Genomic DNA, 25,786 nt, shown 5'->3' on the forward strand with positions numbered 1-25,786 from the left:
CTCGCTGTGAGGGATGGCAATGCCCGCGCCGCCTTGTCTCCGGGCGTGTCGCGAGAGATGCGGCCAAGTCTATCCGATCCGTAATTATTAATTTATAGTTTTTTTGGGCTACATTTCGCGCCATGTCCACGGCCCCGCTGACCCCCCGCGCGCTCTACGAAGAGGTGGCGGAGCAATTGCGCCAGCGCATCTTCCAGCGCCAGCTGGAGCCCGGGAGCTGGATCGACGAGCTGAAGATCGCCGAGGAGTTCGGCATCAGCCGCACCCCCCTGCGCGAAGCGCTCAAGGTGCTGGCGGCCGAGGGCCTGGTCACCATGAAGGTGCGCCGCGGCGCCTATGTGACCGAGGTGTCCGACAAGGACCTGCGCGACGTCTACCACCTGCTGGCCCTGCTGGAGAGCGACGCGGCGCGCGTGGTGGCGGGCCGTGCCTCGGACGCGCAGATGCGCGAACTGGAGGCGCTGCACGCCGAACTCTCGGCCGCCGTGGCCGACCGCGAGCGCTTCTTCAGCGTGAACGAGCGCTTCCACATGCGGCTGCTGGAGCTGGCCGACAACCGCTGGCGCAACCAGATGGTGGCCGACCTGCGCAAGGTGATGAAGCTCAACCGGCACAACTCGCTGCTGCGCCAGGGCCGCATCGAAGAGTCGCTGCGCGAGCATGGCGACATCCTGGCCGCCCTGCAGGCGCGGGACGCGGAAGCCGCGGCCACCGCCATGCTGGGCCATTTCAGCCAGGGCCTGCAGGCCGCGGCCTGAAGCCAGCCGCGGGCCCGGAGGCCCCGGTCGGCCGCACGGGCTGGCTTCTCCCCTAGAACGCCAGCCTGACATGGAGCTTTCGCGGCCACGGCGCGCGGCCGGCCGGGGGGCATTTGCGCCCGTGCTTGCCCCCGAAGGCCCATCCCCGGCATCATGGCGACACAAACCGATACGTCGCACCACACACAAGGCAGGCGATCCATTCAGGCGGCACCTCCGGGTCCGGGCCGCGCGGGAGACGCCCTGCCATCCGGGAGGACCACCGCGCATGCTGGATCTGGAGCGTTTTTTCCTGTGGGAGGGAGCCGAGGGCCCGGCGCCTTCGTCGCTGCTGGTCGGCAGCCACGATCCCGTGCTCGTCACGCTGTCGGTGGCCGTGGCGGTCCTGTCGTCCACGCTGGCGCTGTATCTCTCGGGCCAGGCGCGCAATGCCCAGGTCGCGCTCTCGCGCACACTGGCGCTGACCAGCGCGGGCGTGGCCCTCGGCGCGGGCATCTGGGCCATGCATTTCATCGGCATGCTCTCCTTCACGCTCTGCGCGCCGGTGCACTACGACGTGGGGACCACGCTGCTGTCGATGCTGCCGGCCATGGCCGCGTCCTGGCTGGCGCTCTCGCTGCTGGCGCGCGACCGCGTGGCCACGCGGCAATGGCTGCTGGGCGGCGTGCTGGTGGGCGCGGGCATCGGGACGATGCACTACATGGGCATGGCCGCGATGCGCATGGCGCCGCTGCTGCGCTACGACCCGGTGTGGTTCCTGGCCTCGCTGGCCGTGGCGGTGGTGCTGGCGAACGCGGCGCTCTGGGTGCGCTTCATGCTCCAGCGCCGCATCGGCATGGCCGCCTGGCAGGCGAACCTGCTGGGCGGCGCCATCATGGGCACGGCCATCGCGGGCATGCACTACACGGCCATGGCCGCCGCCCGCTTCGTGGGTACCGCCGAGCCGGAGGGCGCGGATGCCCATGAATGGGCGCTGATGCTGGCGCTCACGGTGGCGCTGGTCACGGCCTGCGTGGGCCTGTTCGCGGGCGCGGTGAACGGCCTCATCCTCTACCGCGACCTCTACCGCAAGGTGCGGCGCAGCGAATCCCGCCTGCGCGCGCTGGTGGACACCGCCGTGGACGGCATCATCACCATCGACAGCAAAGGCATCGTGCAGAGCTTCAACCAGTCGGCCGAGCGCATCTTCGGGTGGGCCGCCGCCGACGTGCAGGGCCGCAACATCCGCATGCTGATGCCCTCGCCCTACGCCCAGGCGCACGACGGTTATCTGGAGCGCTACCTCGCCACGGGCGAGGCACGCATCATCGGCACGGGCCGCGAGGTGGTGGGCCTGCACCGCGACGGCAGCGCCATCCCGCTGCGCCTGTCCATCGGCCGTGCGGATGCCCCCGGGGGGCCGCTCTTCGTGGGGTTCCTGATCGACCTGCGCGGCGTCAAGGAAGCCGAGATGCGCCTGGGCATCGCCGCCAGCGTGTTCGAGCACAGCTACGAGGCCGTGCTGATCCTCGATTCGGACCACCATGTCGTGGACGCCAACCCCGCGTTCGAGCGCATGACCGGCCTGTGCCGCGAAGACCTGCTGGGCCATCCGCTCGAAGACCTGTATCCGGCGGCGGCCGGCGCGGACGACGCCGACCCCGATGCGCCCGCGCCCGCCCGCACCCGGTTCCCGGCGGTGTGGCGGGCCGTGCAGTCGCAGGGCTATTGGCAGGGCGAGATGCTCGGGCGCGGCGTGGAAAGCGCCATGCCCCAGCGCGTGTCCATCGCCGGCGTGCTCGGCAAGGAGGGGCACCCGCACCATTACATCGTGGTCATCACCGACATCAGCCAGCTCAAGGCCCATGAGCTGGAACTGGAGCACATCGCGCTCTACGACAGCCTCACGGGCCTGCCCAACCGCCGCCTGCTGTCCGACCGGCTCGTGCATGCCATCGCCCAGGCCCAGCGGCGCCGCCAGCTCCTGGCCGTGTGCTACCTCGACCTGGACGGCTTCAAGCGCGTAAACGACCAGCACGGCCACGCGGCCGGCGACCAGCTCCTGATCGAGGTCGGCCGCCGCATCCAGGCCCAGCTGCGTGCCGAGGACACGCTGGCCCGGCTGGGCGGCGACGAGATGGTGGTGCTCATCAACGGCCTGCAGACCCCGGGGGACTGCGACCCCCTCATCGAGCGCATCCTGCACGCCGTGCGCCAGCCCGTGCCGCTGTCGCACGGCCAGGGCTTCGTCTCGGCCAGCATCGGGCTCAGCTTCTACCCCCTGGACGGCGACGCGCCCGACCTGCTGCTGCGCCAGGCCGACCATGCCATGTACGAGGCCAAGCAGGACGGCAAGAACCAGTGCCGGCGCTTCGGCGCGGCCGGCCCGGTGGCGCCGCCGGCCCGCACGGCCGCTGCGCCCGCCGGGCCCGCGGCGCTGCGGCCCGGAGCATCGGGAGAGTGACCCGTGCCCTGGCCGGGCACCCCAATTTGCTACTTAATTGATAGCAAACTATTCAATGGATCCGGCGGCATGGAGGCGAAATGACTGGAAGCCCGTGGCTGGCACCGCGGCCCGGCGCGGTCAAAACCTCGGCCGGGCGAGCCGCTTGCTGGCCCGGGATATCGCATAGTTCACGAGGCAGTAGAGTGCCGCGACCACCAGGTACACGGGCACCAGGGAGTGGTAGTTGGCGATCAGCACCTTGGCGTTCTGCATGAGTTCGCCGTAGGTGACGACATAGCCGAAGGTGGTGTCCTTGACCACGATGACCAGTTGCGCCACCAGCGCCGGGACGATGTAGCGCAGGGCCTGGGGAAAGACGATGGAGAAGAACACCTGGGCTTCGGTCAGCCCCAGGCTGCGTGCGGCATCGGTCTGGCCGCGCGGGACGGCGAGCACACCCGCGCGGTACACCTCGGCCACCACCGCGGCGGTGCTGAGGCCCACCGGCAGCGTCAGCATCCAGTAGGTGCCGAGCTTGATCCCGGCCTGCGGGAGCACCAGGAAACACACATAGATGAGCAGCAGCGTTGGCGTGCCGCGCAGGAACTCGATGACCGCGGTGCTCGGCCAGCGGACGATCCGCGGCCGTGCGAGGCGGCCCACCATCAGCACCAGCCCGAGCGTCAGTGCGATGGCGGCGGACATCGCCGCCGATGCCACCGTGCCGAGCAGGCCGCTGGCCAGGAACTTCCAGGTCGTCGGCCAGGCGAAGAATGTCCAGTAGCGCGCGTCGAGCTGCCCGGCCGAATGGAACCGGAACACGACGGCCGCAGCCACGAGGAGCAGCACGGCTGCCGTGGCCGCGCTCATGGCCCGCATGCGCCTGCGGGCCTGCGGACTGGGGGCGCCGAACAGAATGTCTTCGAGGGTGCGGCTCATCGCAGTATCCGCATCTTCTTTTCGAGGGTGGCGCCCGCCCAGGCGATGAGCAAGCCGCTTGCCACGTACATCGCTGCCGCCACGGCGAAGGCGGCCATGCCGGCCGCGGAATCCGTGGCGATCTTGGACACCAGCGCGGTCAGCTCCCGGCCGGGAAACGGCACCTGCGAGGCCAGCGAGGTCGACAACATCAGCGCGATCAGCAGCGAGGTCATCGGCTGCACCACTGCACGCAGCGCCTGCGGCATGACCACCGCGGAGATGACGCGCACCGGCCGCATGCCCAGGCTGAGCGCGGCCTCGATCTGGCCGCCGCCCACGGTGTTGATGCCCGAGCGCAGGTAGTCCGCCGTGAACGCGGAGCAGACCAGCGTCAGCGTGAGCACCACGGCCGGCTCATAGTCGATGAGCACCTCGAGATCGGGCAGCGCGAACACGATGAAGATCAGCAGCGCCACGCTGGGAATGTTGCGGAAGATCTCGACATATCCCGTCAGCACGAAGCGCAGCGGCGGCAGCGGCATGAGCCGGAGCACCGTCACGGCCATGCCCAGCAGGAAGCCGGGCACGAACGACAGGGCGGTGAGCTTCCATGTCAGAAAAAGGGCCTGCCCGAAGGCAGGCCCGTAGTCGGCCAGGACTTTGGCGACGTCGCCCATCGCTCAGGGAAGGGCGGGCGGCGTCGGCACGGCGGTGCTGCCCGTGCGCTGCCCGATGGAGATGGTCCAGAGCTTCGCCCAGGTGCCGTCGGCTTCGATCTTCTTCAGGAAATCGTTGATGAAGGCCACGCCGTCGGAGCCCTTGGGCAGGCCGATGCCGTAGGGGTCCTGCGCACCGAAGGGTGTGCCCGCCAGCTTGGCGTCGCCGCTCCCGAGGCTCAGGGCGTTGAGCAGCAGCGTGTGGTCGGTGACGTAGGCGTCCACGCGCCCCTGGCGCAGCGCGTCGAGCGCTTCCTGGTGCGTCTGGAATTCCTGCACGGCCGCCTTGGGCGCGTGCTGCGCCAGGATGGCGGGGCCGGTCGAGCCGGCCTGCGTGGCGACCTTCCTGCCGCCCAGGTCGCCGTACGACTGGATCGCCTTGTTGTTCGCCTTAACGAGCACCCCGGCCTGCGAGGTGTAGTAAGGGCCGGCGAACGCGATCTTCTCGGCGCGCGCGGGGGTGATGGAATACGTGGCGAACACCATGTCCACCTGGTCGTTGATGAGCACCTGCTCGCGCGTGGACGAGTTCACCTGCGTGAGCTGGAACCTGGTCGCGTCGCCGAGGATGTAGCGGGTGATGAGCTGCGCCAAGCCGGCGTCGAAGCCGCGGATTTTGCCGTCCTTCTCGTTGAGCAGCGAGAAGAGGTTCGAGGTTTGCGTGCCCCCCAGGCGCAGCGTGCCGGCCTGCTTGACCTTGGTGGCCCAGGTGCTCGATGCGATGGCCGCGGCGCTGGCCACGGGGCCCTGCGCCACCAGCTCGTCGAAGGCCGCCGCATTGATGGGCGTGCCTTGCGCGAAAAGCGACCCGCTGGCCGCGACCGCCAGGGCCGCCACGGTGGATTTCAGAAGGGATGTGATCGACATGCGGTCCTCTCGAATCGGTGTGAATTGAATCAATTTATAGCAGCTATGGAATGCACGACGCCGCTCGCAAGGGGGTGGGCCCCTGGGGATGCACCCGATACGCCAACCCGCCCCCGCCGTGGCGGACAGCCGCCCCTTCCGGCGCGCAGCGGCAGCCGGGTGCCCCCGGCAGTATCCACCCACCCGGCGGCGCGATACCGCCCGGTCACCACGCGCATCGCATATGCATAGTTGCGAATCTTCGTTCAGGCCGCACCGCCTGCCGCCTACAGTGGCCAGGCCATCCGCCCCACCCGTTCCTGCCACCCCGGCACCGCCCTGCTCCCCGTCCGCCTTTGCCCACCTCCGCTCCATGAGACTCAAGCTCGCATTCCGGGCGCTCGGCCGCACCCTGTGGCAAGCCCTGCCCACCGTGCTGGGTGTCGTGGTGCTCAACTTCCTGCTGCTGCAGCTCGTGCCGGGCGACGCGGCCGATGTCATCGCGGCCGAATCGGGCTCCGCCACGGCGGAAAGCATGGCCCAGCTGCGCAGCCACTTCGGGCTGGACATGCCGCTGCTCCAACAGTTGGCCAGCTATCTGAACCACCTCGCCCACTTCAGCCTGGGCACCTCGCCGCGCTACAACATGCCGGTCACCGATCTGATCGCCGGGCGCCTGGGCAACACGCTGCTGCTGATGCTCACGGCCCTCGGCTTCGCGCTGGCCGTGGGCGTCACGCTGGGCTGCACCATGGCCAGCCGCGTGGGGCGCTGGCCGGACCGCCTGCTGTCGGTGCTGGCCCTGCTGCTGTATTCCACGCCCAGCTTCTGGCTCGGCCTGATGTCCATCGTGCTGTTTTCCGTGCACCTGGGCTGGCTGCCCACGGGCGGCAGCGGCACCATCGGCAGCGGCGCCACGGGCTGGGCTGCGGCCGTCGATGCGCTGCGCCACCTGGTGCTGCCGGCGCTGGCGATGTCCGGCTTCTACATCGCGATCTTTTCACGGCTCACGCGCGCATCCATGCTGGAGGTGAGCCGCCAGGATTTCGTGCGCACCGCGCATGCCAAGGGCCTGGCTCCGCTGGCCGTCACGCTGCGCCACGTGCTGCGCAATGCGCTGATCCCCGTCACCACCGTGGCCGGCATGCACTTCGGCACGCTGCTGGGCGGCGCCGTGGTGGTGGAGACCGTCTTCAACTGGCCCGGTCTCGGCCGGCTGGCCTTCGAATCCGTGATGGCGCGGGACTACACCGTCCTGCTCGGCATCCTGCTGCTCTCGTCGCTGCTCGTGATCCTCGCCAACATGCTGGTGGACCTGCTCCACGCCTGGCTGGATCCCCGCATCCAGGTCCGCTGATCCCCCCGCCACTGCCATGTCCACACCGTTCCACGCACTGCCCGCCGCCGAAACCGCACCGCTCGCGGCGGATAGCGCTCCCGCACCCGCCGCCGGCCGGCGCGCGGCGCTGCGTGCGCTCACGCGCAATCCGTCCGCGATGGCGGGCGCCCTGCTGCTCGTCCTGATGGTCCTGCTCGCCTTCAGCGCACCGTGGCTCTACCCTGGCGACCCGCTCGACATGGTGGCCACGCCGCTGCTCTGGCCCGGGCAGGAAGCCCAGTTCCCCCTGGGCAGCGATTCGCTGGGGCGCGACGTGGCCGCGGGTCTGGCGCATGGCGCGCGGGTGTCGCTGGCCGTGGGCGTGGTGGCGGCCGCGCTCAGCCTGCTGATCGGCATCGTGGTGGGCGCGCTGGCCGGCTACTTCGGCGGCGTGGTGGACGACGTGCTGGTACGCATCACCGAGCTGTTCCAGACCGTGCCCTCTTTCCTCTTCGTGATCGTGGTGGTGGCCATCGGACAGCCGTCCGTCCCCGTGATCGTTCTCGCGATCGGGCTGGCCTCCTGGCCCGTGATCGCGCGCCTGGTGCGGGCCGAGTTCCGCGCGCTGCGCGAGGCCGAATTCATCCTGGCCGCGCGCAGCCAGGGTTTCAGCCACCTGCGCACCATCGTGCAGGAGATGCTGCCCAACGCGCTCCCGCCGGTCATCGTGACCACCTCGGTGCTGGTGGCCAGCGCCATCCTCATCGAATCGGGCCTGTCCTTCCTCGGCATGGGCGACCCCAACGCCGTGTCGTGGGGCAGCATGATCGGCGAGGGGCGCGAACTGCTGCGTACCGCCTGGTACCTCACGGCCCTGCCCGGCCTGACCATCGTGCTCACCGTGCTGGCGCTCAACCTCCTGGGAGACGGGCTCAACGACGCCCTCAATCCCCGCTTGCGCGGCCGCTGAGCCCGCAGCGATCTGCCCCTCGAAGGCTTTTCCATGACATCCGCCACCGCCCCGCTGCTGGACATCCGCCAACTCGGCATCCGCTTCCAGACCGCGCAGGGCCCCGTCGATGCCGTGCAGGACCTCGACCTCACACTGCGGCGTGGCGAGACCCTGGCCCTGGTGGGCGAATCGGGCTGCGGCAAGTCCACCACCGCGCTGGCGCTGCTGCGCCTGCTGGCGCCCGGGGCGCAGGTACGGGGCCAGATCCTCTTCGAGGGCCGGGACATCCTGTCCCTGCCCCCGCGCGAGCTGCAGGCCCTGCGCGGCGCCGATATCTCGATGGTCTTCCAGGAGCCGATGACGTCGCTGAATCCGGTGCACACCATCGGCGCGCAGATCGCCGAGACGCTGCGCCTGCACGAGGGCCTGCCCGCGGCGGCGGCACTGCGCCGCGCGGTCGAGCTGCTGGAGCTGGTGCGCATCCCCGATCCGCACCGCCGCGTGCACGACTACCCGCATCACCTCTCCGGCGGCCAGCGCCAGCGCGTGATGATCGCCATGGCCGTGGCCTGCCGCCCCCGCCTGCTGGTGGCCGACGAACCCACGACCGCGCTGGACGTGACCATCCAGGCGCAGATCCTGGAACTGCTCGACGGGCTGCGGCGCGAGCTGGACATGGCACTGCTGCTCATCACCCACGATCTGGGCCTGGTCGCCCAATGGGCGGACCGGGTGGCGGTGATGTACGGCGGCCGCAAGGTGGAAGAGGCGCCCACGGCCCCGCTGTTCGTCACCCCCGCCCATCCGTACACCCGCGGCCTGCTCGGCGCCTCTCTGCACGGCGGCCGAACGTTGCACTACTCCGAGGCGCGCCTGCCCGAGATCCAGGCCCGCGTGGAGCCGGCCACCGGGGAGCGCAGCTTCACCCTGCACGTGCCGCCGGCACGCGGCACCACGCGCATCGGCGGCGGCACCGCGCCCCTGCTCGACGTGCAGGACCTGCGCACCGACTACGCCACGCGCAGCGGCGGCGTGGTGCATGCCGTCGACGGCGTGGGCTTTCAGATCGGCGCGGGCGAGACCCTCGGCCTCGTCGGCGAGTCGGGCTGCGGCAAATCCACGCTCTCCCGCACCCTGCTGCGGCTGGTGGCCCCCACCTCCGGGCGCATCGTCTTCGACGGCACCGACATCGCGGGCTTGCCCGAGCGCTCGCTCAAGCCCTGGCGGCGGCGCATGCAGATGGTGTTCCAGGACCCGTACGCATCGCTCAATCCGCGCCGCAGTGTGTTCGACATCCTGGACGCCGTGCTGACCGTGCACGGCGTGGCCAACCGGCAGGAAAGGCGCCAGCGCATCGCGGCCATCCTCGACCGCGTTGGCCTGCCGCGCAGCGCCGCCGGTCGCTACCCGAACGAGTTCTCCGGCGGCCAGCGCCAACGCATCGGCATCGCCCGCGCGTTGGTGGTGAGACCGTCCCTGGTGGTACTGGACGAGCCCGTATCGGCGCTCGACGTTTCTGTGCAGGCCCAGATCCTGAACCTGCTGGCCGAGCTGAAGGAAGACTTCGGCCTTTCGTACCTGTTCATCTCGCACGACCTCTCGGTCGTGCGCTACATCGCCGACCGCGTGATGGTCATGCACCAGGGCCGCATCGTCGAAACCGGCAGCCACCAGGACATCTGGCAGCGGCCGCAGCACCCGTACACGCGCAGCCTGATCCGGTCCGTGCCCGGGGTGGAGCACCGCAAGGCGGCCTGATCGGCGCGGAACTGTCGCCGATCCACTCCACCGCAGAGGCGTGCACGGCCGCTGCGCGTGAAGCACGCCAGCAGGCCGCACGCTCCTGTGTCACTTCTTCGGTTCCACCCACACATCCGCCAGGTTGGATTCCACGCCATCGGCCGTCAGCGAATGGTCGTGCACGCGCTGGTGGGCGATGGTAATGAACGCGGGCTGGTAGAGGTTCAGGTCCGGCACATCGCGCGCCACGATGTCCTGGAACTCCTTGAACAGTTGCTTGCGGCGCACCGGGTCGTTCTCCACCGCGGCGTCTTCGAGCAGCTTGTCGACCACCGGGCTGGCGTAGTGGGTGCCGTTGGAGAAGGGAACGCCCTTGATGAAGTTCTTGCTCCAGTAGAGGCGTTGCACGCCCACCGTGGGATCGAACAGGTTGCTGGCCCCGTTGGTGGTGAAGGCGAAGTCGCGGTCGGTGTAGATGCGCTTGATGAACGCGCTGGGGTCCTGCGCGCGCACGGTCACGGCGATGCCCACGCGCGCCAGGGCCGTGCGGATGTAGTCGGCCAGGCGCTGGCCGTCGCCGCTGATGGGGTTGAAGTCCAGCGGCACGGCGAAGCGGCTCGCGCCCTTCCTGGGGTAGCCGGCTTCGTCGAGCAGCGCGTTGGCCTTCTTCACATCGAACGCATAGGGCGACGGCGCGGGGTCGTGGAAGGCCTTGAGGCCGGGCGCGATGGGCGAGTAGCTGACCTGGCCGTAGCCGTAGTTGACCACCTTGACGATGACGTTGCGGTCCAGCGCGTGGGCGATGGCCTGGCGCACCTTGTCGTTCTTGAAGTATTCGTTGTCGAGATTGAACTCCAGCCGCGTCACGTTGTGCGAATAGCTGTTGCCCTTGGTCTCGAAGCGAAGCGTGGGCACTTTCTTCAGGCGGTCCAGGTCGGCCTGGGGCACGGGCGTGCGGTAGCCCAGGTCCACGGTGCCGGTCTCGAAGGCCACGGCGGCGGCGGCGGGGTCGGTCACGAAGCGCACGATGAGCTGGTCGATGAAGGGCTTGGGCTTGTCCCAGTATTCAGGGTTGCGCTCATAGACGATGTGGCTGCCGCGCACCCATTCCTTGAACCTGAATGGCCCGGTGCCCACGGGCGCGTTGTTGGCCGGGTTGGCCTTGGCGTCGGTGCCGTCGTACAGGTGCCTGGGCACGATGGGGGTCTCGGACGCCACCAGCGCGCGGATCAGGTAGGGGGCGGGCTTGGACAGGCGCAGCACGGCCGTGTGCTTGTCCGGCGTGTCCACGCCCGTCACGTTGGCGAAGGTGTTGCGACCGCGCGGGTGGATCTGCTTCAGGAGGTTGATCGAATACGCCACGTCGGCGGAGGTGAACTCCTTGCCGTCGTGCCATTTCACGCCCTGGCGCAAAGTGAAGGTGTAGGTCAGGCCGTCGGGGCTGATGGACCACTTGGTGGCCAGTTGCGGCTGCGGGTTGACGTCGTAGTCGTACTTGAGCAGGCCTTCGGTGACCTTGGCGCTCACGCTGAGGATGGGCGTGGCGACGTTGGCCACGGTGACCAGTGCCGTGGGCTCCGAGGGCAGCAGCAACGTGAGCGAGCCCTCGTGGTTCGGCGGCGCGGCGTGGGCGGCCAGGCCGGCGGCCAGCAGGCCGGCGATGAGGGTGGAACGGGGGATCAGGCGCAGGAGCGGAGACATGGAACAGAACGATCAGGAGGAAGGAACAGGGTGCAGCGGATGACCGGTGCATTCGAAAGAAGGAACTGGGTTGCCGTCGCCGGATGGCCGGTGCGATGGGCTGCAACGGCCATCCGGGGGCTGCCAGCGCTGGCAGCCATTCCCATTGCATCAACAGTGCATGGAACGGCCTCCTCAGGTCACCAGGCCCAGCAGGCGGTCCTGCTGGCGCAAGGCGGGATCGCGCGCGGCCGGGGAGCCCAGGCCACCGCCGCCGGGCGTTTCCACCACCAGGCGGTCGCCGGCCGGAACGACCTGGCGCCCCTTGGGCGCCAGCACACGGCCCGAGCCCAGGCGCAGCACGCCGGGCGCGCCATCCTGCCCACCCAGGGCGCCGCGCGCCGGGTGGTTCACGCGGTCGAAGGCGGCGGCGATCACCAGCGCCGCGTCGGGCTGCGCATGGCGCACGGCGATGACCTGGCCCAGGCCGCCGCGCACGGTGCCGTCGCCGCCGGAATCGGCGCGGTATTCCTTGCGCTCGAAGACCAGGGGGGCCGCGGTTTCCAGGATTTCCAGCGAGACATTGCGCACGCCGCTGGGATAGGCCGTGACCGACAGGCCGTCCTTGCCGGGCCGAGCCCCGGTGCCGCCCGTGGAGAAGCTGATGATGTTGAAGCGCCGTCCGCGCCGCAGGGCCTCGGCGTCTTCGGCACTGGCGCCCGGCAGGGCCTCGCCGCCCACGAGCTGCAGGTTCCACAGCGAGGACGACCCTTCCGCCGGCACCCGGTCCGGCCGCGCCTGGCGCAGCGCGCCGAACACCACGTCCGGCAGCAGCTGGCCCACCACGTGCCGAGCCGTCACAGGCGCCGGGTGCAAGGCATGGAGGATGGAGCCGGCGGGCGCACTCACGCGGATGGCGGCGAGCGAGCCCGCATTGTTGGGCACGTCCTCGCCGATCAGGCAGCGGATACCGAACGAGGTGTAGGCATCGGTGTACGCCTTGGGCACGTTGATGCCGCGTGCCACCGTACCCGAGGTGCCGGCGAAGTCCACGTGTACGCCGCTCCCGTCGATGGTGACGGCGGCCTGCAGGGTGATGGGCGCGTCATACCCATCCGCCACGAGCGTGTTGAGCCAGGTGCCGCGCGGCCAGTGCTGCAGCGCCGCGCGCATGGCCTGGGCCGAGCGGTCGATGGCGTAGGCACCCAGGGCCTCCAAATCGGCGAGGCCGAACTCGCGCAGCAAGGCGCGCAGGCGGCGCGCGCCCACGTCGTTGCAGGCGACCAGGGCGAACAGGTCGCCCTCGACCTGGGCCGGGTCGCGCACATTGGCGTGGACGATGGCCAGCACCGCGGGGTCCACCGTGCCCCGGCGGATGAATCGCAGGATGGGCAGGAACAGGCCTTCGTGCCAGATCTCCAGCCCGTCGGGGCTGGAGCCGATGCCTCCGATGTCGATCACGTGCACTGTGGCCGCGAACAGCGCCACCAGCCGGCCGTCGTCGAACACGGGTGTGACCATGGTCATGTCGTAGAGATGGCCTGTGCCCTTCCAGGGGTCGTTGGTCAAAAACACATCGCCGTCTTGCATCGTGGCGGCGGGAAAGCGCACCAGGAAATGCTTGACCGACTCGGCCATGGAATTCACATGGCCGGGCGTGCCCGTGACGGCCTGCGCCACCATGCGCCCGTCGGGCAGGAACACGCCGGCCGAGAGATCGCCCGCCTCGCGCGTGGGGGTGCCGAAGGCCGTGCGGATCAGTGTCTGGGCCTGCTCCTCGACCACGGACAGCAGGCGCGCCCAGGCGAGCTGGTGGCGGATGTCCGCCTTGGCGTGTTGTGCCGCGCTCATGCCGCCACCTCCGCCGTTTCTTGCACGCCGTACTGCGTGCGCGCCGCCGCGGGCGTGATGAACCCCGCCTGCAGGTCGCGCTCGATCAGCGCCGGATTTCGCCCGGCCGGATCGCCCAGCCCCGCACCGCCGGGCGTCTGCACCACCAGCACCTCGCCGGCTGGCACGAGCTGGCGGCCCTTGCCGCGCAGGGCCGTGCCGCTCCCTTGCAGGTAGGCCCGCCCCGGCGCTCCGTCGTGGCCACCCAGGGCGCCGCGCGGCGGGTAGATGACACGGTCCCAGGTGGCGGCCAGCACCATCGGCTCGCCCAGGGCGTGCTCGATGGCGATGGTCTGCCCCAAGCCGCCGCGCGTGGCCCCTGCACCGCCGGAATCGGCACGGTACTCCTTGCGCCTGAAAATGAGCGGCGCCTGGGTTTCCAGGATCTCCAGCGATACGTTGCGCACGCCGCTCGGGTAGGCCGTGGCGGAAAGCCCGTCCTGCCCCGGCCGTGCGCCGGTACCGCCCGTGGTGAAGCTCACGATGCCGAAACGCCTTGCCTTGATGAGCACGTCATTCGGTCCGCCCGCGATGGGCTGGCCGCCCGTGAGGCGGATGTTCCACAGCGACGAAGACCCCTCGGCCGGCACACGGTCGGGCCGCGCCTGGCGCAGCGCGCCGAACACCAGGTCCGGCAGCATCTGGCCGATGGCCGCGCGCGCCGCGACCGCACTGGGCGGCAGCGCGTTCACGATGGAGCCCTCCGGCGCAATCACGCGGATGGGCGCGAGCGAGCCCGTGTTGTTGGGCACGTCGGCACCCACCAGGCAGCGGATGCCGAAAGAGGTGTACGCGTCGGTATAGGCTTTGGGCACGTTGATGCCGCGCGCCACCGTGCCCGAGGTGCCGGCGAAGTCCACCAGGATCCCGGTGTCGCTGATGGTCACCGCCGCATGCAGCTGTACGGGCTCGTCGTAGCCGTCCACCGTCATGTGGTTGCGCCACGTGCCCTTGGGCCAGTCTTTCAGTGCCTCGCGCATGGCCCGGGCGCTGCGCTCGATGATGTAGTCGCCCTGGGCCTGTAGGTCGACCAGGCCGAATTCGCGCAGCAACTGCCGCAGGCGGCGCGCGCCCACGGCATTGCAGGCGACCAGGGCGTGCAGGTCTCCCTCCACCTGCTCGGGCTCGCGGACATTGGCCCGCACGATGTCGAGCACGGCTTCCTCGATCACGCCGCGGGTGACGAAGCGCAGGATGGGCAGGAACAGGCCCTCGTGGTAGATCTCCAGCGCGTCCGGGCCCGCGCCCAGGCCGCCGATGTCGACCACGTGCACGGTGGAGGCGAACAGCGCCACCATCTTGCCGCCGTGGAACACGGGCGTGACCATCACCACGTCGTAGAGGTGGCCCGTCCCCTTCCAGGGATCGTTGGTGATGAAGACGTCGCCGTCCTCCATGGTGTCCGCAGGAAACGCGCGCAGGAAGTGCAGCACGGAATCGGCCATGGAATTCACGTGGCCTGGCGTGCCCGTGACGGCCTGGGCCACCATGCGGCCATCGGGCAGGAAGACGCCGGCCGAAAGGTCACCCGCTTCGCGCGTAGGCGTGCCGAAGGCCGTTCGGATCAGCGCCTGGGCCTGCTCCTCCACCACGGCCAGAAGGCGGTTCCAGACCAGTTGCTGGCGGATGGTGTGGCGGTTGGACGATGGCGCATTGCTCATGCTGCCACCGCGCTTTCTGCCTCGGCCTGCGCCCGCGCGGCCAGGGCCGTGGTATCGGTCAGCACCAGGGCACCCAGGCGGCTGGTGCGCACTTCGAAGCCTGCGATGACCTGGGTCGTGGTTTCGTCCTCGACCACCAGGGCGGGCCCGGTCAGCCATTGGCCGGGCTGCAGGGCCGTGCGCTCGTAGACCGGGATGTGGTGCCAGGCGCCTGCATCCTCGTCGTACACGCGGCGTGTGCCGCCGGGCACGGCGCGGCCCGTATCGGCGGGCACGGCGTCCGGTGCGGGCGCGGCGCGCCCGCCGGCCTCCACGGCCACGGACCAGCTCACGGCCTCGGCCGCGATGTGGGGCAGGCTGCGGCCGTACAGGGCCGCGTAGCGGGCCTCGAAGCGAGCGCCCAAGGCTGTCGCGGCGGCGGCGTCGAAAGGCCCCTCCGGCAGATCGACCGGGATTTCATGCCCCTGGCCGGCGTAGCGCATGTAGACCGTGCGCTGGCGCAGCAGGGGCGCGCCGGGAGCCGCACGCAGCACCACGTCCTCGGCATGGGCGGTGAGTTCGGCCAGCAGCGCCTCGACCGCGGCATGGTCCGCCTGCAGGATGCGCTGGTGCAGGCTGCGCACCGTCTGGTACGCCACGGGCGCCCAGAGGAAGCCCAGGGCCGAGCCCACACCGGCCGAGCCTGGAATCACCAGCCGGGCAATGCCCAGCTTGCGCGCCAGCAGGGCCGCATGCAGGGGCGCCGCGCCGCCGAAGGCGATCAGCGTGCTTTCGTCGGCGGCCTTGCCCAGCTCGGACGCGTGGACGCGCGCGGCATTGGCCATGTTCTCGGTCACGATGTCGACCACGGCCTGGGCCGCGGTTTCGATCTCCAGGCCGGTCTGGGCCGTCAGGCCCTGAACGAGGGCGTGGCGGGCGCGCTGCGGGTCGAGTTGCACTTTGCCCACCGCGAAACGTGCGGGATCCACCGTGCCCAGGGCCGCATGCGCGTCGGTGACCGTGGGTTGCTCGCCGCCCAGGCCATAAGCCGCCGGGCCGGGGCTGGAGCCTGCGCTGTCGGGCCCCACCTGGACCACGCCGAGGTGGTTGACCCGTGCGATGGAGCCGCCCCCCGCGCCGATCTCCACCATCTCGATCACGGGGATGCGGATCGGCAGGCCCGAGCCCTTGAGGTGCCGGTGCACACGCCCGAACTCGAAGCTGCGGCTGATCTGCGGCTGGTAGTCGTCGATGAAGCAGATTTTGGCCGTGGTCCCGCCCATGTCGAAGGACAGCGCGCGCGATGCGCCGATCTGCTCCGCCACCTGGCGCGCCAGCACCGCACCGCCCGCGGGGCCGGATTCGACCAGCCGAACGGGTTCGTCGATACCGGTCTGAAGGGTGGTGATGGCGCCGCCCGACGTCATGAGGAAAGGCTCGCCGCGCAGGCCGCGCGCCTTCACGCCCTCATGCAGGCGCGCCAGGTAACCCGCCACCTGCGGCTGCACATAGGCGTTGGCGCTGATGGTGGACAGGCGCTCGTACTCCCGGATCTCGGGGCAGACATCGGAGGCCAGCGAGACCCACAGGCCGGGCGCGTGCGCATTCAACAATCCGCGCACTCGGCGCTCGTGCACCGGGTTGGCATAGCCGTGCAGGAAGCACACCGCCACGCTGTCGATGCCGTCCGCCTGCAGTTGCCGGGCCAGGGCGATGACCTGGGCCTCGTCCAGCGGCGTGAGCACCTGGCCCGCCGCATCCACGCGCTCCTTCACGCCATGGCGCCAGTGGCGCGGCACCAGGGGTGCGGGTTTTTCGAGGAACACGTCGTACTGGGCGAAGCGGTCTTCGAGCCCGATCTCCACCAGATCACGGAAGCCTTCGGTGGTGATCAGGGCCGTGCGTGCACCCTTGCGTTCGATGAGCGCATTCGTGGCCAGCGTCGTGCCGAGGATGAGCAGGTCCACATCGCCCCAGGCCAGCGCGGCCTGCTGCAGGATCTCCTCGATGCCGCCCAGCACGGCCTGCTCGGGCGCACCGGGCGTGGTCAGGACCTTGGCGGTGAACTTGGCATCGCCGCGCAGCAGCACGACATCGGTGAAGGTGCCGCCCACATCGACGGCCAGGCGCACGCGGGAATCGGCTGCCGCAGCACGCGGCGAGAAAGGAGCGGAGGAAGGGAGAGACATGCAGACAGGCGGCTGTTGCGGCAGCCGGCGTTGAAGAGACGGGGATGCACGACGGCTCGGATCGGCCCGATCGCGCCCCTGAACAACCGCGCAGGGAAGCATGAGCCTAGTCAACGCCTCTCACGGCGGGAACAAAGCTTTCCGCATGTGCATATGCGCCGCCCGCCAGAGGCACCGCGCATGCAGAAAAGCCCCCCGCCCGTCTGTCTATCGATGTCGGCAAAGCAGGCCGGCGCCGGGCCCGCCTGCCAGCGGTGGCGCGGGCGAAAACACCGGCCCGCTGCCCCTTCCCGGCATCGCCGGGATCGGTCCCACGCCGCTCCGTGGCTACCGCGCCTTGTAGAACACGGCTGCGCCCGGTTTCGGCTCGAACAGCGGCACGGTGCGCTGCTTCAAGGGCGTGCCTTGGGCGTCCCACACCAGAGTCTCGGACGGGTATTCGTCCTTCCGGGTCATCGCATCGATCTGCTTGGCGATCACCGCCGAGCCGGCAGCGACCTCCGGATTCCAGGCGAACACTCCGAGCCTGCCGTAGAAGGCGGCCGGCGCATCGGCGTCCAGACGCCGGTCCGGGCACATCACCAGGCCACGGTCGAGCATCACCCTCAGGGCGCCCACCGGCATCGACTTGACCGTCGGCGCGGTGCGCTGGGTGCTATGGCCTGGGCAAACATTGGCCGAGCGGGTCAGCATGTCTTCGGCCACCTGCCGATCGGACTGGGCCAGTGCGGGGACGGCGATTGCGGTGAGCGCGAACGCTGCGAACCGGTGTTTCGTGGGCATGGGCGACTCCTTGAAGGGCGATGGCAATGACAACTCTCCCCATGCTACCAATGCCGCCTCGGCGGCCGGCCCCGCCCCCCCTGACCAGTGTGCAGGGGCGCCCGGCGCTGCCTCACCGCACCAGCCCGGTATCCATCGTCCTGCAATGCCCCCGCCCGAGGGTGTTTTCGACTTGGCTGAGATAATCCGCGCCCAAACCCGCCTCCATATCACCTTCTGGCCCATCCACACCTTTATGGGAGGTGGCGCTGGATCACCACCATCCGGCAGTCGGATCTGCGAAGAAGTCTGTGGACTGTTCGTTCGTTGTGTGGTCGTGCCCAGCCGCCAGTGCGGGCAGTGGTTCGTGGTACCCCATGAGGAACTGCTGCGCACAACTGAAGGGAAGACGGGGCGGAATCATGCAAGACAGGACCGTGAAAGATGTTGCCAGATCCAGCGCCAGTGGTTGACCCAGAAGGAGAACCGAAACAATTCAGCCCCTGGCGCCTTTCGGTCGCCCCGATGATGGATTGGACGGATCGCCATTGCCGCTACTTCCACCGGCTGCTGAGCCGGCATGCCCTGCTCTACACCGAGATGGTGACCACCGGTGCGCTGGTGCACGGCGACGTCGAGCGGCACCTGCGCTTCAATGCGGAGGAGTACCCGGTCGCGCTGCAACTGGGCGGCAGCGAGCCCGCCGACCTGGCGCATGCGGCGCGGCTGGGTGCGCAATGGGGCTACGGCGAGATCAATCTCAACTGCGGTTGCCCCAGCGAGCGCGTGCAGCGCGGCGCGTTCGGTGCCTGCCTCATGAACGAGCCGCGGCTCGTGGCGGACTGCGTGAAAGCCATGGTCGATGCGGTGGATGTCCCGGTTACGGTCAAGCACCGCATCGGCATCGGTCGCAATGAAGACTATGGCTTCGTGCGGGATTTCGTGGGCACCGTGGCGGAAGCTGGCTGCAGCGTCTTCATCGCGCATGCGCGCAATGCGTGGCTGGAGGGACTCTCTCCCAAAGAGAACCGCGAGATCCCGCCGCTGCGCTACGACGTGGTGCACCAGCTGAAAGCAGAGTTTCCCGGCCTCACCCTCGCCATCAACGGCGGCCTGGCCACCGACGACGCAGTACGGCAGGCGCTGGAGGGCGGACTGGACGGCGCAATGATCGGCCGCGAGGCCTACCACAACCCCTGGTGGCTGGCCCGTTGGGACACGCTGTACTTCGGCGCGCCCGACGCTGGCCTGACGCGCGAAGCGGCCGAGGAAGCCATGCTCGAGTACATGGAGCGCGAAGCCGCGCTGCACGGCACACCCTGGTATCCGATCGCGCGGCACATACTCGGTCTGCGCAACGGGCTACCCGGCGCACGCCGCTGGCGGCAGGCCTGGAGCGACCACCGGCTGAAGCACTTGCCCGCGCGCGAGGTGATGGCCATCGCCCGCACGTTGCCGCGTGCCGCTGCAGAGGCTGCGGACACGGCCCCTGTGGCGCTGGCACCTCAGGACACGGCGGTCTCGCCGGCCTGAGCGGCCAACCAATCCTTCAGCGGAATGGGCTGCGCGTACAGGTAGCCCTGCATGGCGTCGCAGCCGTGGCGCGCCAGGAATTCCGCCTGCGCCGGGGTCTCGACGCCCTCGGCGACCACGCGCAGCCGCAGGTGCTGCGCCATCGACAGAATGGCGCGCACGATGGCCGCGTCGTTGGGCTGGTCGGGCGCGTCCTGCACGAAGCTCTTGTCGATCTTGAGTTCGTAGAGCGGCAACCGCTTCAGGTAGGCCAGGCTCGAATACCCGGTGCCGAAATCGTCGATCGAAAAGCGCACCCCCAGCCGCACCAGTTCGGCCATGCGCCTCGCCGTGTCCTGCCAGTTCTCCACCAGCAGGGTTTCGGTCACTTCGAGAATGAGCTGCGAGGCAGGCGCGCCGCTGTAGGCGATGGCATCGCGCACATAGGCCACGAAATCGTCCTGCCGGAACTGCCGGGCGCTCACGTTCACCGAAATCGTCAGGTCGCGCCCGGCGGCCTGCAACTGCGCCAGCGCGTCGCAGGCACGGCGGATCACGCGCGCGCCCAGCCGCAGGATGAGCCCGGAGTCCTCAGCGATGGCCACGAAGCGCGCCGGAGACACCTTGCCGTGCACCGGGTGCACCCAGCGCAGCAGCAACTCGCCCCCGCAGACGGCACCGCTCTGGTCGACCTGGGGGTGGATGTGGATGTCCAGCGCATCGTCGGCCACGGCCTGCGCTAGATCCTGCTCCAGCGAGAGCCGCTCCTCGGCGGTGGCCTGCATGTCGGCCTCGAAGAAGCACACCCGGTTGCTGCCGAGCGACTTGGCGCGGTACATGGCGGTGTCGGCCTCGCGCAGCAGGTCTTCGGCGGTTTCGTCGCCCTTTGGGAAAAGCGTCACGCCCGTGCTGGCCGTGATCGAATGGGAGGTACTGCCCAGATCGTGGGGCGTCTCCATACCTTCGCGCAGCCGCGCCGCCATCGCGCCCGCCGCGTCCACGCTGGCCTGCATGCCGTTCGCGATGCGCGGGATCAGCACCACGAACTCGTCCCCGCCGATGCGCACCACGCTGCCGAAACCCTGCAGCAACCGCTCCAATCGCCGCGCCACCTGTACCAGCAGCCGGTCGCCGACAGCGTGGCCGCGCGCATCGTTGAGCTGCTTGAAGTTGTCCAGGTCGATGAAGAAAAGCGCGCCGATGCGCCCTTCGCGCCGCGCCTGGTCGAGGGCTTCCTGCAACTGCTCGGACAGCAGGCGCCGATTGGGCAGTCCGGTCAGCGCGTCGTAATAGGCCAGCCGGTGCATGGCCGCTTCGGCCTCGCGGCGGGCCGTGACGTCCCGCGCCAGCGCGACGTAGCGCGACGGGCCTTCGGCATCGGAATCCCCCTCGGCCGGCAGGCCGTGCCGGCGTGCCACGGACAGCTCGAACCAGCGCTCGCCACCGGCCGTATGCTGGTGGTACTGCCGGCCCAGGGACACGCCCTGCACATCGGCCTCGCGCAGCGCCCGCAGGAATTCCGCAGCCACCTCGGGCGCGAGCACCTCCTGCAGCATGCGCCCTTCGAATGCCTTGCTGGGCGCGGGCACCAGATCGGCGCGGGCCGAGCGGTAGTAGAGAATGCGGCCATCCGTGTCCAGCTCGAACAGCAGGTCGGGCACGGCCTGCAGGATGCCCTCCAGGTCATCGCGGGCCGTGCGCAACTCGCTCGTCATCGAGCGCGCCATGGCCAGCGCGCGCTGGTGGCCCGTCGCCTGCATGGCGATGAACCAGCCGGCCAGAACGCTGATGAGCGCCCCCAGCCACGCGATCAGTGCATGGTTGTCCCGCCCCAGGCGCTGGTCGAACGCGGGCAACGGCTCCATCGAAAGCGTCCAGGGCCGGCCGCCCACCGTGAGGGTGCGCACCGCCAGCAGCCGCTCACCGCTCGCCTGGACGGCGGGCGGCAAGGCCGTGCCACCGGAGTTGTACAGGTCGGTGTTCTCCCCGGCAGGGGTGTTCCAGGGCTGGCCGTCCTGGATGCGCAGCGAAACGGCCGGATCCAGCTCGCTCATGAGCGCATCGGCCACGGCGGCGACGCGGAACGGCGCGGCCACCCAGCCGTGGATGGACGACATGCGGCTGTCCAGACTGGCCGGCATGCCGCCGCCGGAATAGAGCGGCAGGAACATCATCAGCCCGGGGTCTTCGTCGCCGCCCACGCTCCAGAGCCCCGACAGCGCCATCATCCCGGTGTCGCGGGCGCGGTCCATCGCCTCACGCGCTGCTGGCAGGCTGCCGGTGTCGAAACCCAGCGCGCTCAGGTTGCCCCGCGTGCGCGGCTCCACGCGCGTGATCACGGCATACATGCCCTGCCCGCCCCGCGAGCGGACCTCGTAGCGATCGAAACCCTGCGCCCGCATGGATTGCACGTGCGCACGCAGGCTCTCCTGCGGCACCTGCTCCAGCAGGCACAGCGCCTGCAGGCCGGGACGCGTCTGGTCCAGCTGCAGAGCCTCCACGTAGGCCGTGAATTCCCCCTGGTCGATGGTGGTGGAGCCATCCACGTAACCCTTGAGCCCGCGCAGCACCATCTCGTAGGCGCCCATGCGGTCGCGCAGGCCGGACATCACCCGTTCGGCGGCGGCATCGAAATTCTGCCGGCGCCGCGTGTCCTGCAATTGTTCGGCATGGTGCCAATAAAGATAAGTGATGCCGAGCAAGGCCGCCGACAGCAGGGGCGCGAACGCGAGGCGCACGTGCCAGAACGGCAACGCGGCCCGGCTGGACGGGCCCGAAAGGCGGGATGGCGGCGGAGGACTCATGCGCAGCGCAGGGTGGCACGGACGGCAGGCGGTGGCAAGCCCCGCCCGGGGTGGCGCGGGGCGCATCCCGGCCCGTGGGACGGATTGCGGCCCCGTCCTACCGCGGCGGCGGCGTGACGGCGGCGGCAGTGCACTACCATCACCCCGCATCGGGGTGCCGGAATCGCTGGAGCCCGGCCGCTTTGCCCTTGTTTTGGTACTTTTGCCTTTTTCATGCCGTCGCTCGATTTTTCCAGGGAAGAAAGAGGCTTCGAAGCCTTCTACGAGCAGGAACTGCCTGCCCTGCAATACGCATGCGCCTCCTACATCGCCCTCCTCCAGTCGATCCTGTCGCGCACTCCGCACCTGGACATCACCAAGGTGGAGGGCCGGATCAAGGACCGTCAGGAATGTATCGCGAAGTTCTCGCGGAAATACCGTGCGGCCCTCGAAGAAAGCAACACGCCCTATGAGATCCGGCACTACATCACCGACCTGATCGGCGTGCGGGTGGTCTGTCTGTACGAGGACGAGCTGGAAAAGGCGGCGCAGGCCGTGCGCTCTCACTTCGACGTGATCGACGTGACCGACAAGGTGTCGGCCGTGGAAAGCACCGAAGGCTCGTTCGGGTACAAGGGCCTGCACCTTGACCTGCGGCTCAACGCGGTGCAGGCATCCCTGCCCGAGCACACGGCCTATGCTGCCCAGCCCTTCGAACTCCAGGTGCGCACCATCATCCAGGATTCCTGGAGCGTGCTGGACCACAAGATCAAGTACAAGAAATCCATCCCGGGCCAGCTCAAGCGGCGCATCAACGTGCTCTCCGCCCTGTTCGAGCTCGCAGACCGTGAATTCCGGCAAATCCGGGATGCCACTGAGGCCGAATTGCGGCAGGCACCCGACGAGACAGAAGCCTCGGACGCCGATGCGGCCGCTGCGGAGCCTGCGGGGGAGCGCGCCGGCCCGGCCACGGGAGGCAGCGAGCTCAACGCCTTCACATTCCTCAAGATCGCCAATCACTTCTTCAAAGACTGCGATTTCGATCCTCACAAGGTGGATCTCTTCGTGGCCGACATCCGCGGTTGGGCGCCGGGCATCACGCGCGCGCGCTTCAACACCCTTTTGCGGGCAACGCTCGGCACGGTGAAGCGCTACAAGCAGCACTTCGAGGAAGCCAATCCGCAGACGAGCTTCAATCCCTATACGGTGATCCGGCACTGTCTCTACCTGGGAGACCGGACCACCTTCCGCAGGGCACTGCGCAACAGCTCCCGGGAAGCCTTCGAAGCGTGGCTCAAGGACCACCCGTAGCCCGGTGACGCAGACCAAAAGGCGCACCACCGGCGTGGTTACTTAAACTTACTGCTCATGAAAAGGTAGCAGCAGGGCCTTGCTGGGCAACGGCCTCGAGGTGTCACATTGGCGACTTTTCCTCCGTGTTTTCACGCCACACGCCCTTGGCGAACTGCTGCTATATTGCACTGCAACATTTCTCTGCTGAGCTCGCCCCCATGCTCTACAACCTCTACGAAACGCAGCGCTCCCTCATGGAGCCCTTCGCGGATCTGGCCCAGACCGTCTCCAAGATCTACAGCAATCCGGTGTCGCCGTTCAGCCAGACGGTATATGCCCAGCGCATGTCCGCGGGCTACGACCTGCTGTACCGGCTCGGCAAGGATTACGAGAAGCCGGTTTTCGGTATCTCGACGGTGGACGTGGGCGGCCATGAAGTCGTCATCCACGAGCGCGTTGAACTGGACAAGCCATTCTGCGAACTGCGCCGGTTCAAGCGCTTCTGCGACAGCCCGAGCACGCTGGAGACCATCAAGCGCCAGCCGGCCGTGCTGATCGTGGCCCCGCTTTCCGGGCACTACGCCACGCTGCTGCGCGACACCGTGCGCGCCATGCTGCAAGGCCACAAGGTCTATGTCACCGACTGGAAGAACGCCCGCCTGGTCCCGCTCTCCGAAGGCGAGTTCCACCTGGACGACTATGTGAACTACGTGCAGGACTTCATCCGCCTGCTGCAGGACCGCTATGGCAACTGCCACGTCATGAGCGTGTGCCAGCCCACCGTGCCGGTGCTGGCCGCCGTGTCCCTCATGGCCAGCCGCGGTGAGAAGACGCCGTTGTCCATGACCATGATGGGCGGCCCCATCGATGCGCGCAAGTCGCCCACGGCCGTGAACAACCTGGCCACCCAGCGCAGCTACGAGTGGTTCGAGAACAACGTGATCTACCGCGTGCCCGACAGCTTCCCCGGCGCCGGGCGGCGCGTGTACCCGGGCTTTCTGCAGCACACCGGTTTCGTGGCCATGAACCCCGACCGGCATGCCAAGAGCCACTACGACTACTTCAAGGACCTCATCAAGGGCGACGATGCGAGCGCCGAGGCCCACCGCAAGTTCTACGACGAGTACAACGCCGTCCTCGACATGGACGCCGACTACTACCTCGAGACCATCAAGACCGTGTTCCAGGACTACAGCCTGGTGCACGGTACCTGGGACGTGCATTCGCCGGCGGGCCAGCCCGAGCGCGTGCGGCCGCAGGACATCCGCACCACGGCGCTCCTGACCATCGAGGGCGAGCTGGACGATATCTCGGGCTCCGGCCAGACCGAGGCCGCCCATGGCCTGTGCACCTCCATCCCCGAGAAGGACCGCAAGCACGTCGAAGTCAAGGGCGCGGGCCATTACGGCATCTTCAGCGGGCGCCGCTGGCGTGACATCGTGTACCCGCAGGTGCGCGATTTCATCCTGGCCCACGATCCACAGCCGGCCACCACGGTCGACAGTGCTTCGGTGCCCAGCGAGGACGCTCCCCGCCGCCGCACGGGTGGAGTCGCTGCCTTCAAGGCCGAAGCCGCCGAAGAGTTGCCGACCGCCACCGCCGCCCCCGCATCGCGCGACCGGCGCGGCGCGCGCAAGGCTTGAGCCCCCAAGCCCGGTCCTCCCGAGAGGGCCTGGCCGCACGCATCGACGCAGCCCTGCCGCAGACCCAGTGCACGCGCTGCGGCTACCCCGACTGCGCGGCGTATGCGCAGGCGGTCGCCGCGAGCGATGCGGAGATCAACCGTTGCCCACCCGGCGGTGCAGAGGGTATTGCACGGCTGGCGGCAATCACCGGCCTGCCGCCGATCCCGCTCGATCCGCAGTGCGGTGCCGAAGGGCCCCGCACCGTCGCGGTGATCGACGAGAACTGGTGCATCGGCTGCACGCTTTGCATCAAGGCCTGCCCCACGGACGCCATCCTCGGCACCCACAAGTACATGCACACCGTGATCGCGCCGCATTGCACCGGCTGCGAACTGTGCATCCCTGTGTGCCCGGTGGACTGCATCGTTCTGGAGCCCGCCAGCGGCGCGCAGACGGGCTGGGCCGCCTGGTCGCTTCCGCAGGCCGAGCATGCGCGGCGCCGATACCAGGCCCATCAAACCCGGCTGGGATCGACGGAATACTCCGGACCGCCGGACGAGCCGCCAGCCCAGGAAGCGTACCGATCGCTGGCTTCCGCAGCGACGCCCTCTTCGGCCGAAAGCACCGCTTCGGAAACCGATGCCGCAGCGGCGCGCCGTGCCGCCGTTGCCGCAGCCCTGGCCCGCGCACGCCAGAAGCGTACTCCTGGCCCACCCGGCTGAAGCGCTCGTCCTGA

18 protein-coding genes are annotated in these 25,786 nt (G+C 69.1%); 9 read left to right on the forward strand and 9 right to left on the reverse strand.

The annotated features are described in order from the left end of the window. Positions 1-122 precede the first annotated feature (122 nt). Both BM144_RS14760 and BM144_RS14765 read left to right on the forward strand, forming a co-directional pair. Positions 123-758 carry a GntR family transcriptional regulator gene (locus tag BM144_RS14760; protein ID WP_092953593.1) on the forward strand — a complete coding sequence of 212 codons (636 nt, stop codon included), beginning with the start codon at positions 123-125 and terminating at the stop codon, positions 756-758. 268 nt (positions 759-1,026) lie between these two features. Next, on the forward strand, positions 1,027-3,201 hold the full coding sequence (locus BM144_RS14765) for a sensor domain-containing diguanylate cyclase (RefSeq protein ID WP_092953594.1): 2,175 nt from the start codon (positions 1,027-1,029) through the stop codon (positions 3,199-3,201). Positions 3,202-3,321: 120 nt separating this feature from the next. Here BM144_RS14765 and BM144_RS14770 read toward each other — a convergent pair whose 3' ends face one another. The 3 genes from BM144_RS14770 to BM144_RS14780 are packed head-to-tail and all read right to left on the reverse strand — an operon-like array spanning position 3,322 to position 5,687. Then, positions 3,322-4,122, reverse strand: a complete 801-nt coding sequence (locus tag BM144_RS14770) for an amino acid ABC transporter permease (protein WP_092953597.1) — start codon at positions 4,120-4,122, stop codon at positions 3,322-3,324. After that, positions 4,119-4,781: an amino acid ABC transporter permease gene (locus tag BM144_RS14775; protein WP_092953599.1), complete on the reverse strand. Its 663-nt coding sequence runs from the start codon at positions 4,779-4,781 to the stop codon at positions 4,119-4,121. The genes BM144_RS14770 and BM144_RS14775 overlap by 4 nt, the downstream gene beginning before the upstream one ends. 3 nt (positions 4,782-4,784) lie before the next feature. After that, the gene (locus tag BM144_RS14780; protein ID WP_092953601.1) at positions 4,785-5,687 is read right to left on the reverse strand and encodes a glutamate ABC transporter substrate-binding protein; all 903 of its coding nucleotides are present in this window, start codon (positions 5,685-5,687) and stop codon (positions 4,785-4,787) included. Between the two features lie 352 nt (positions 5,688-6,039). Between BM144_RS14780 and BM144_RS14785 the strand changes: the two genes are divergently transcribed. From BM144_RS14785 to BM144_RS14795, 3 genes are read left to right on the forward strand one after another with little or no spacing between them, the layout of a single operon-like run. Then, positions 6,040-7,023 (forward strand): ABC transporter permease, encoded by a 984-nt coding sequence (locus BM144_RS14785; protein ID WP_092953603.1) that lies wholly within the window; start codon positions 6,040-6,042, stop codon positions 7,021-7,023. A gap of 16 nt (positions 7,024-7,039) precedes the next feature. Further along, positions 7,040-7,954, forward strand: coding sequence for an ABC transporter permease (locus tag BM144_RS14790; RefSeq protein ID WP_092953605.1), 915 nt, complete (start codon positions 7,040-7,042; stop codon positions 7,952-7,954). Between the two features lie 33 nt (positions 7,955-7,987). Next, entirely contained in the window at positions 7,988-9,694 is a 1,707-nt protein-coding gene (locus BM144_RS14795) for an ABC transporter ATP-binding protein (RefSeq protein ID WP_092953607.1), read from the forward strand. Positions 9,695-9,784: 90 nt separating this feature from the next. Here BM144_RS14795 and BM144_RS14800 read toward each other — a convergent pair whose 3' ends face one another. From BM144_RS14800 to BM144_RS14820, 5 genes are all read right to left on the reverse strand, one after another. Continuing rightward, the gene (locus tag BM144_RS14800; protein ID WP_092953609.1) at positions 9,785-11,377 is read right to left on the reverse strand and encodes an ABC transporter substrate-binding protein; all 1,593 of its coding nucleotides are present in this window, start codon (positions 11,375-11,377) and stop codon (positions 9,785-9,787) included. A 174-nt stretch (positions 11,378-11,551) separates the two neighbouring features. Next, positions 11,552-13,207, reverse strand: a complete 1,656-nt coding sequence (locus BM144_RS14805; protein WP_092953611.1) for a hydantoinase B/oxoprolinase family protein — start codon at positions 13,205-13,207, stop codon at positions 11,552-11,554. Beyond that, entirely contained in the window at positions 13,204-14,907 is a 1,704-nt protein-coding gene (locus BM144_RS14810; protein WP_092953613.1) for a hydantoinase B/oxoprolinase family protein, read from the reverse strand. Before BM144_RS14810 ends, BM144_RS14805 begins: the two co-directional genes overlap by 4 nt. Continuing rightward, positions 14,904-17,075 carry a hydantoinase/oxoprolinase family protein gene (locus BM144_RS14815; protein WP_092953615.1) on the reverse strand — a complete coding sequence of 724 codons (2,172 nt, stop codon included), beginning with the start codon at positions 17,073-17,075 and terminating at the stop codon, positions 14,904-14,906. The genes BM144_RS14810 and BM144_RS14815 overlap by 4 nt, the downstream gene beginning before the upstream one ends. Positions 17,076-17,402: 327 nt before the next feature. Then, entirely contained in the window at positions 17,403-17,858 is a 456-nt protein-coding gene (locus tag BM144_RS14820; RefSeq protein ID WP_092953617.1) for a hypothetical protein, read from the reverse strand. 423 nt (positions 17,859-18,281) lie between these two features. On the opposite strand from BM144_RS14820, the gene dusA reads away from it, so the two are divergent. Continuing rightward, entirely contained in the window at positions 18,282-19,370 is a 1,089-nt protein-coding gene (gene dusA / locus BM144_RS14825) for a tRNA dihydrouridine(20/20a) synthase DusA (protein ID WP_092953619.1), read from the forward strand. Here the strand turns inward: dusA and BM144_RS14830 are convergent. Continuing rightward, positions 19,343-22,153: a bifunctional diguanylate cyclase/phosphodiesterase gene (locus BM144_RS14830; RefSeq protein WP_092953621.1), complete on the reverse strand. Its 2,811-nt coding sequence runs from the start codon at positions 22,151-22,153 to the stop codon at positions 19,343-19,345. The two genes, dusA and BM144_RS14830, sit on opposite strands and share 28 nt — an antisense overlap. 213 nt (positions 22,154-22,366) lie before the next feature. On the opposite strand from BM144_RS14830, the gene BM144_RS14835 reads away from it, so the two are divergent. From BM144_RS14835 to rsxB, 3 genes are all read left to right on the forward strand, one after another. Beyond that, complete coding sequence (locus tag BM144_RS14835; RefSeq protein WP_092953623.1) at positions 22,367-23,443, forward strand: GTP pyrophosphokinase; 1,077 nt, start codon at positions 22,367-22,369, stop codon at positions 23,441-23,443. Positions 23,444-23,643: 200 nt separating this feature from the next. After that, the gene (locus tag BM144_RS14840) at positions 23,644-25,068 is read left to right on the forward strand and encodes a polyhydroxyalkanoate depolymerase (RefSeq protein ID WP_092953625.1); all 1,425 of its coding nucleotides are present in this window, start codon (positions 23,644-23,646) and stop codon (positions 25,066-25,068) included. After that, on the forward strand, positions 25,065-25,772 hold the full coding sequence (gene rsxB, locus BM144_RS14845; RefSeq protein WP_092953627.1) for an electron transport complex subunit RsxB: 708 nt from the start codon (positions 25,065-25,067) through the stop codon (positions 25,770-25,772). Before BM144_RS14840 ends, rsxB begins: the two co-directional genes overlap by 4 nt. Positions 25,773-25,786: the final 14 nt, after the last annotated feature.

This window comes from Paracidovorax konjaci (genome assembly GCF_900112675.1).
GTDB classification, from domain to species: domain Bacteria; phylum Pseudomonadota; class Gammaproteobacteria; order Burkholderiales; family Burkholderiaceae_C; genus Paracidovorax; species Paracidovorax konjaci.

Coding starts and splice junctions, on each gene's coding strand:
- BM144_RS14760 (WP_092953593.1), top strand. CDS start 123: ATGTCCACGGCCCCGCTGACCCCCCGCGCGCTCTACGAAGAGGTGGCG.
- BM144_RS14765 (WP_092953594.1), top strand. CDS start 1,027: ATGCTGGATCTGGAGCGTTTTTTCCTGTGGGAGGGAGCCGAGGGCCCG.
- BM144_RS14770 (WP_092953597.1), bottom strand. CDS start 4,122: ATGAGCCGCACCCTCGAAGACATTCTGTTCGGCGCCCCCAGTCCGCAG.
- BM144_RS14775 (WP_092953599.1), bottom strand. CDS start 4,781: ATGGGCGACGTCGCCAAAGTCCTGGCCGACTACGGGCCTGCCTTCGGG.
- BM144_RS14780 (WP_092953601.1), bottom strand. CDS start 5,687: ATGTCGATCACATCCCTTCTGAAATCCACCGTGGCGGCCCTGGCGGTC.
- BM144_RS14785 (WP_092953603.1), top strand. CDS start 6,040: ATGAGACTCAAGCTCGCATTCCGGGCGCTCGGCCGCACCCTGTGGCAA.
- BM144_RS14790 (WP_092953605.1), top strand. CDS start 7,040: ATGTCCACACCGTTCCACGCACTGCCCGCCGCCGAAACCGCACCGCTC.
- BM144_RS14795 (WP_092953607.1), top strand. CDS start 7,988: ATGACATCCGCCACCGCCCCGCTGCTGGACATCCGCCAACTCGGCATC.
- BM144_RS14800 (WP_092953609.1), bottom strand. CDS start 11,377: ATGTCTCCGCTCCTGCGCCTGATCCCCCGTTCCACCCTCATCGCCGGC.
- BM144_RS14805 (WP_092953611.1), bottom strand. CDS start 13,207: ATGAGCGCGGCACAACACGCCAAGGCGGACATCCGCCACCAGCTCGCC.
- BM144_RS14810 (WP_092953613.1), bottom strand. CDS start 14,907: ATGAGCAATGCGCCATCGTCCAACCGCCACACCATCCGCCAGCAACTG.
- BM144_RS14815 (WP_092953615.1), bottom strand. CDS start 17,075: ATGTCTCTCCCTTCCTCCGCTCCTTTCTCGCCGCGTGCTGCGGCAGCC.
- BM144_RS14820 (WP_092953617.1), bottom strand. CDS start 17,858: ATGCCCACGAAACACCGGTTCGCAGCGTTCGCGCTCACCGCAATCGCC.
- dusA (WP_092953619.1), top strand. CDS start 18,282: ATGTTGCCAGATCCAGCGCCAGTGGTTGACCCAGAAGGAGAACCGAAA.
- BM144_RS14830 (WP_092953621.1), bottom strand. CDS start 22,153: ATGAGTCCTCCGCCGCCATCCCGCCTTTCGGGCCCGTCCAGCCGGGCC.
- BM144_RS14835 (WP_092953623.1), top strand. CDS start 22,367: ATGCCGTCGCTCGATTTTTCCAGGGAAGAAAGAGGCTTCGAAGCCTTC.
- BM144_RS14840 (WP_092953625.1), top strand. CDS start 23,644: ATGCTCTACAACCTCTACGAAACGCAGCGCTCCCTCATGGAGCCCTTC.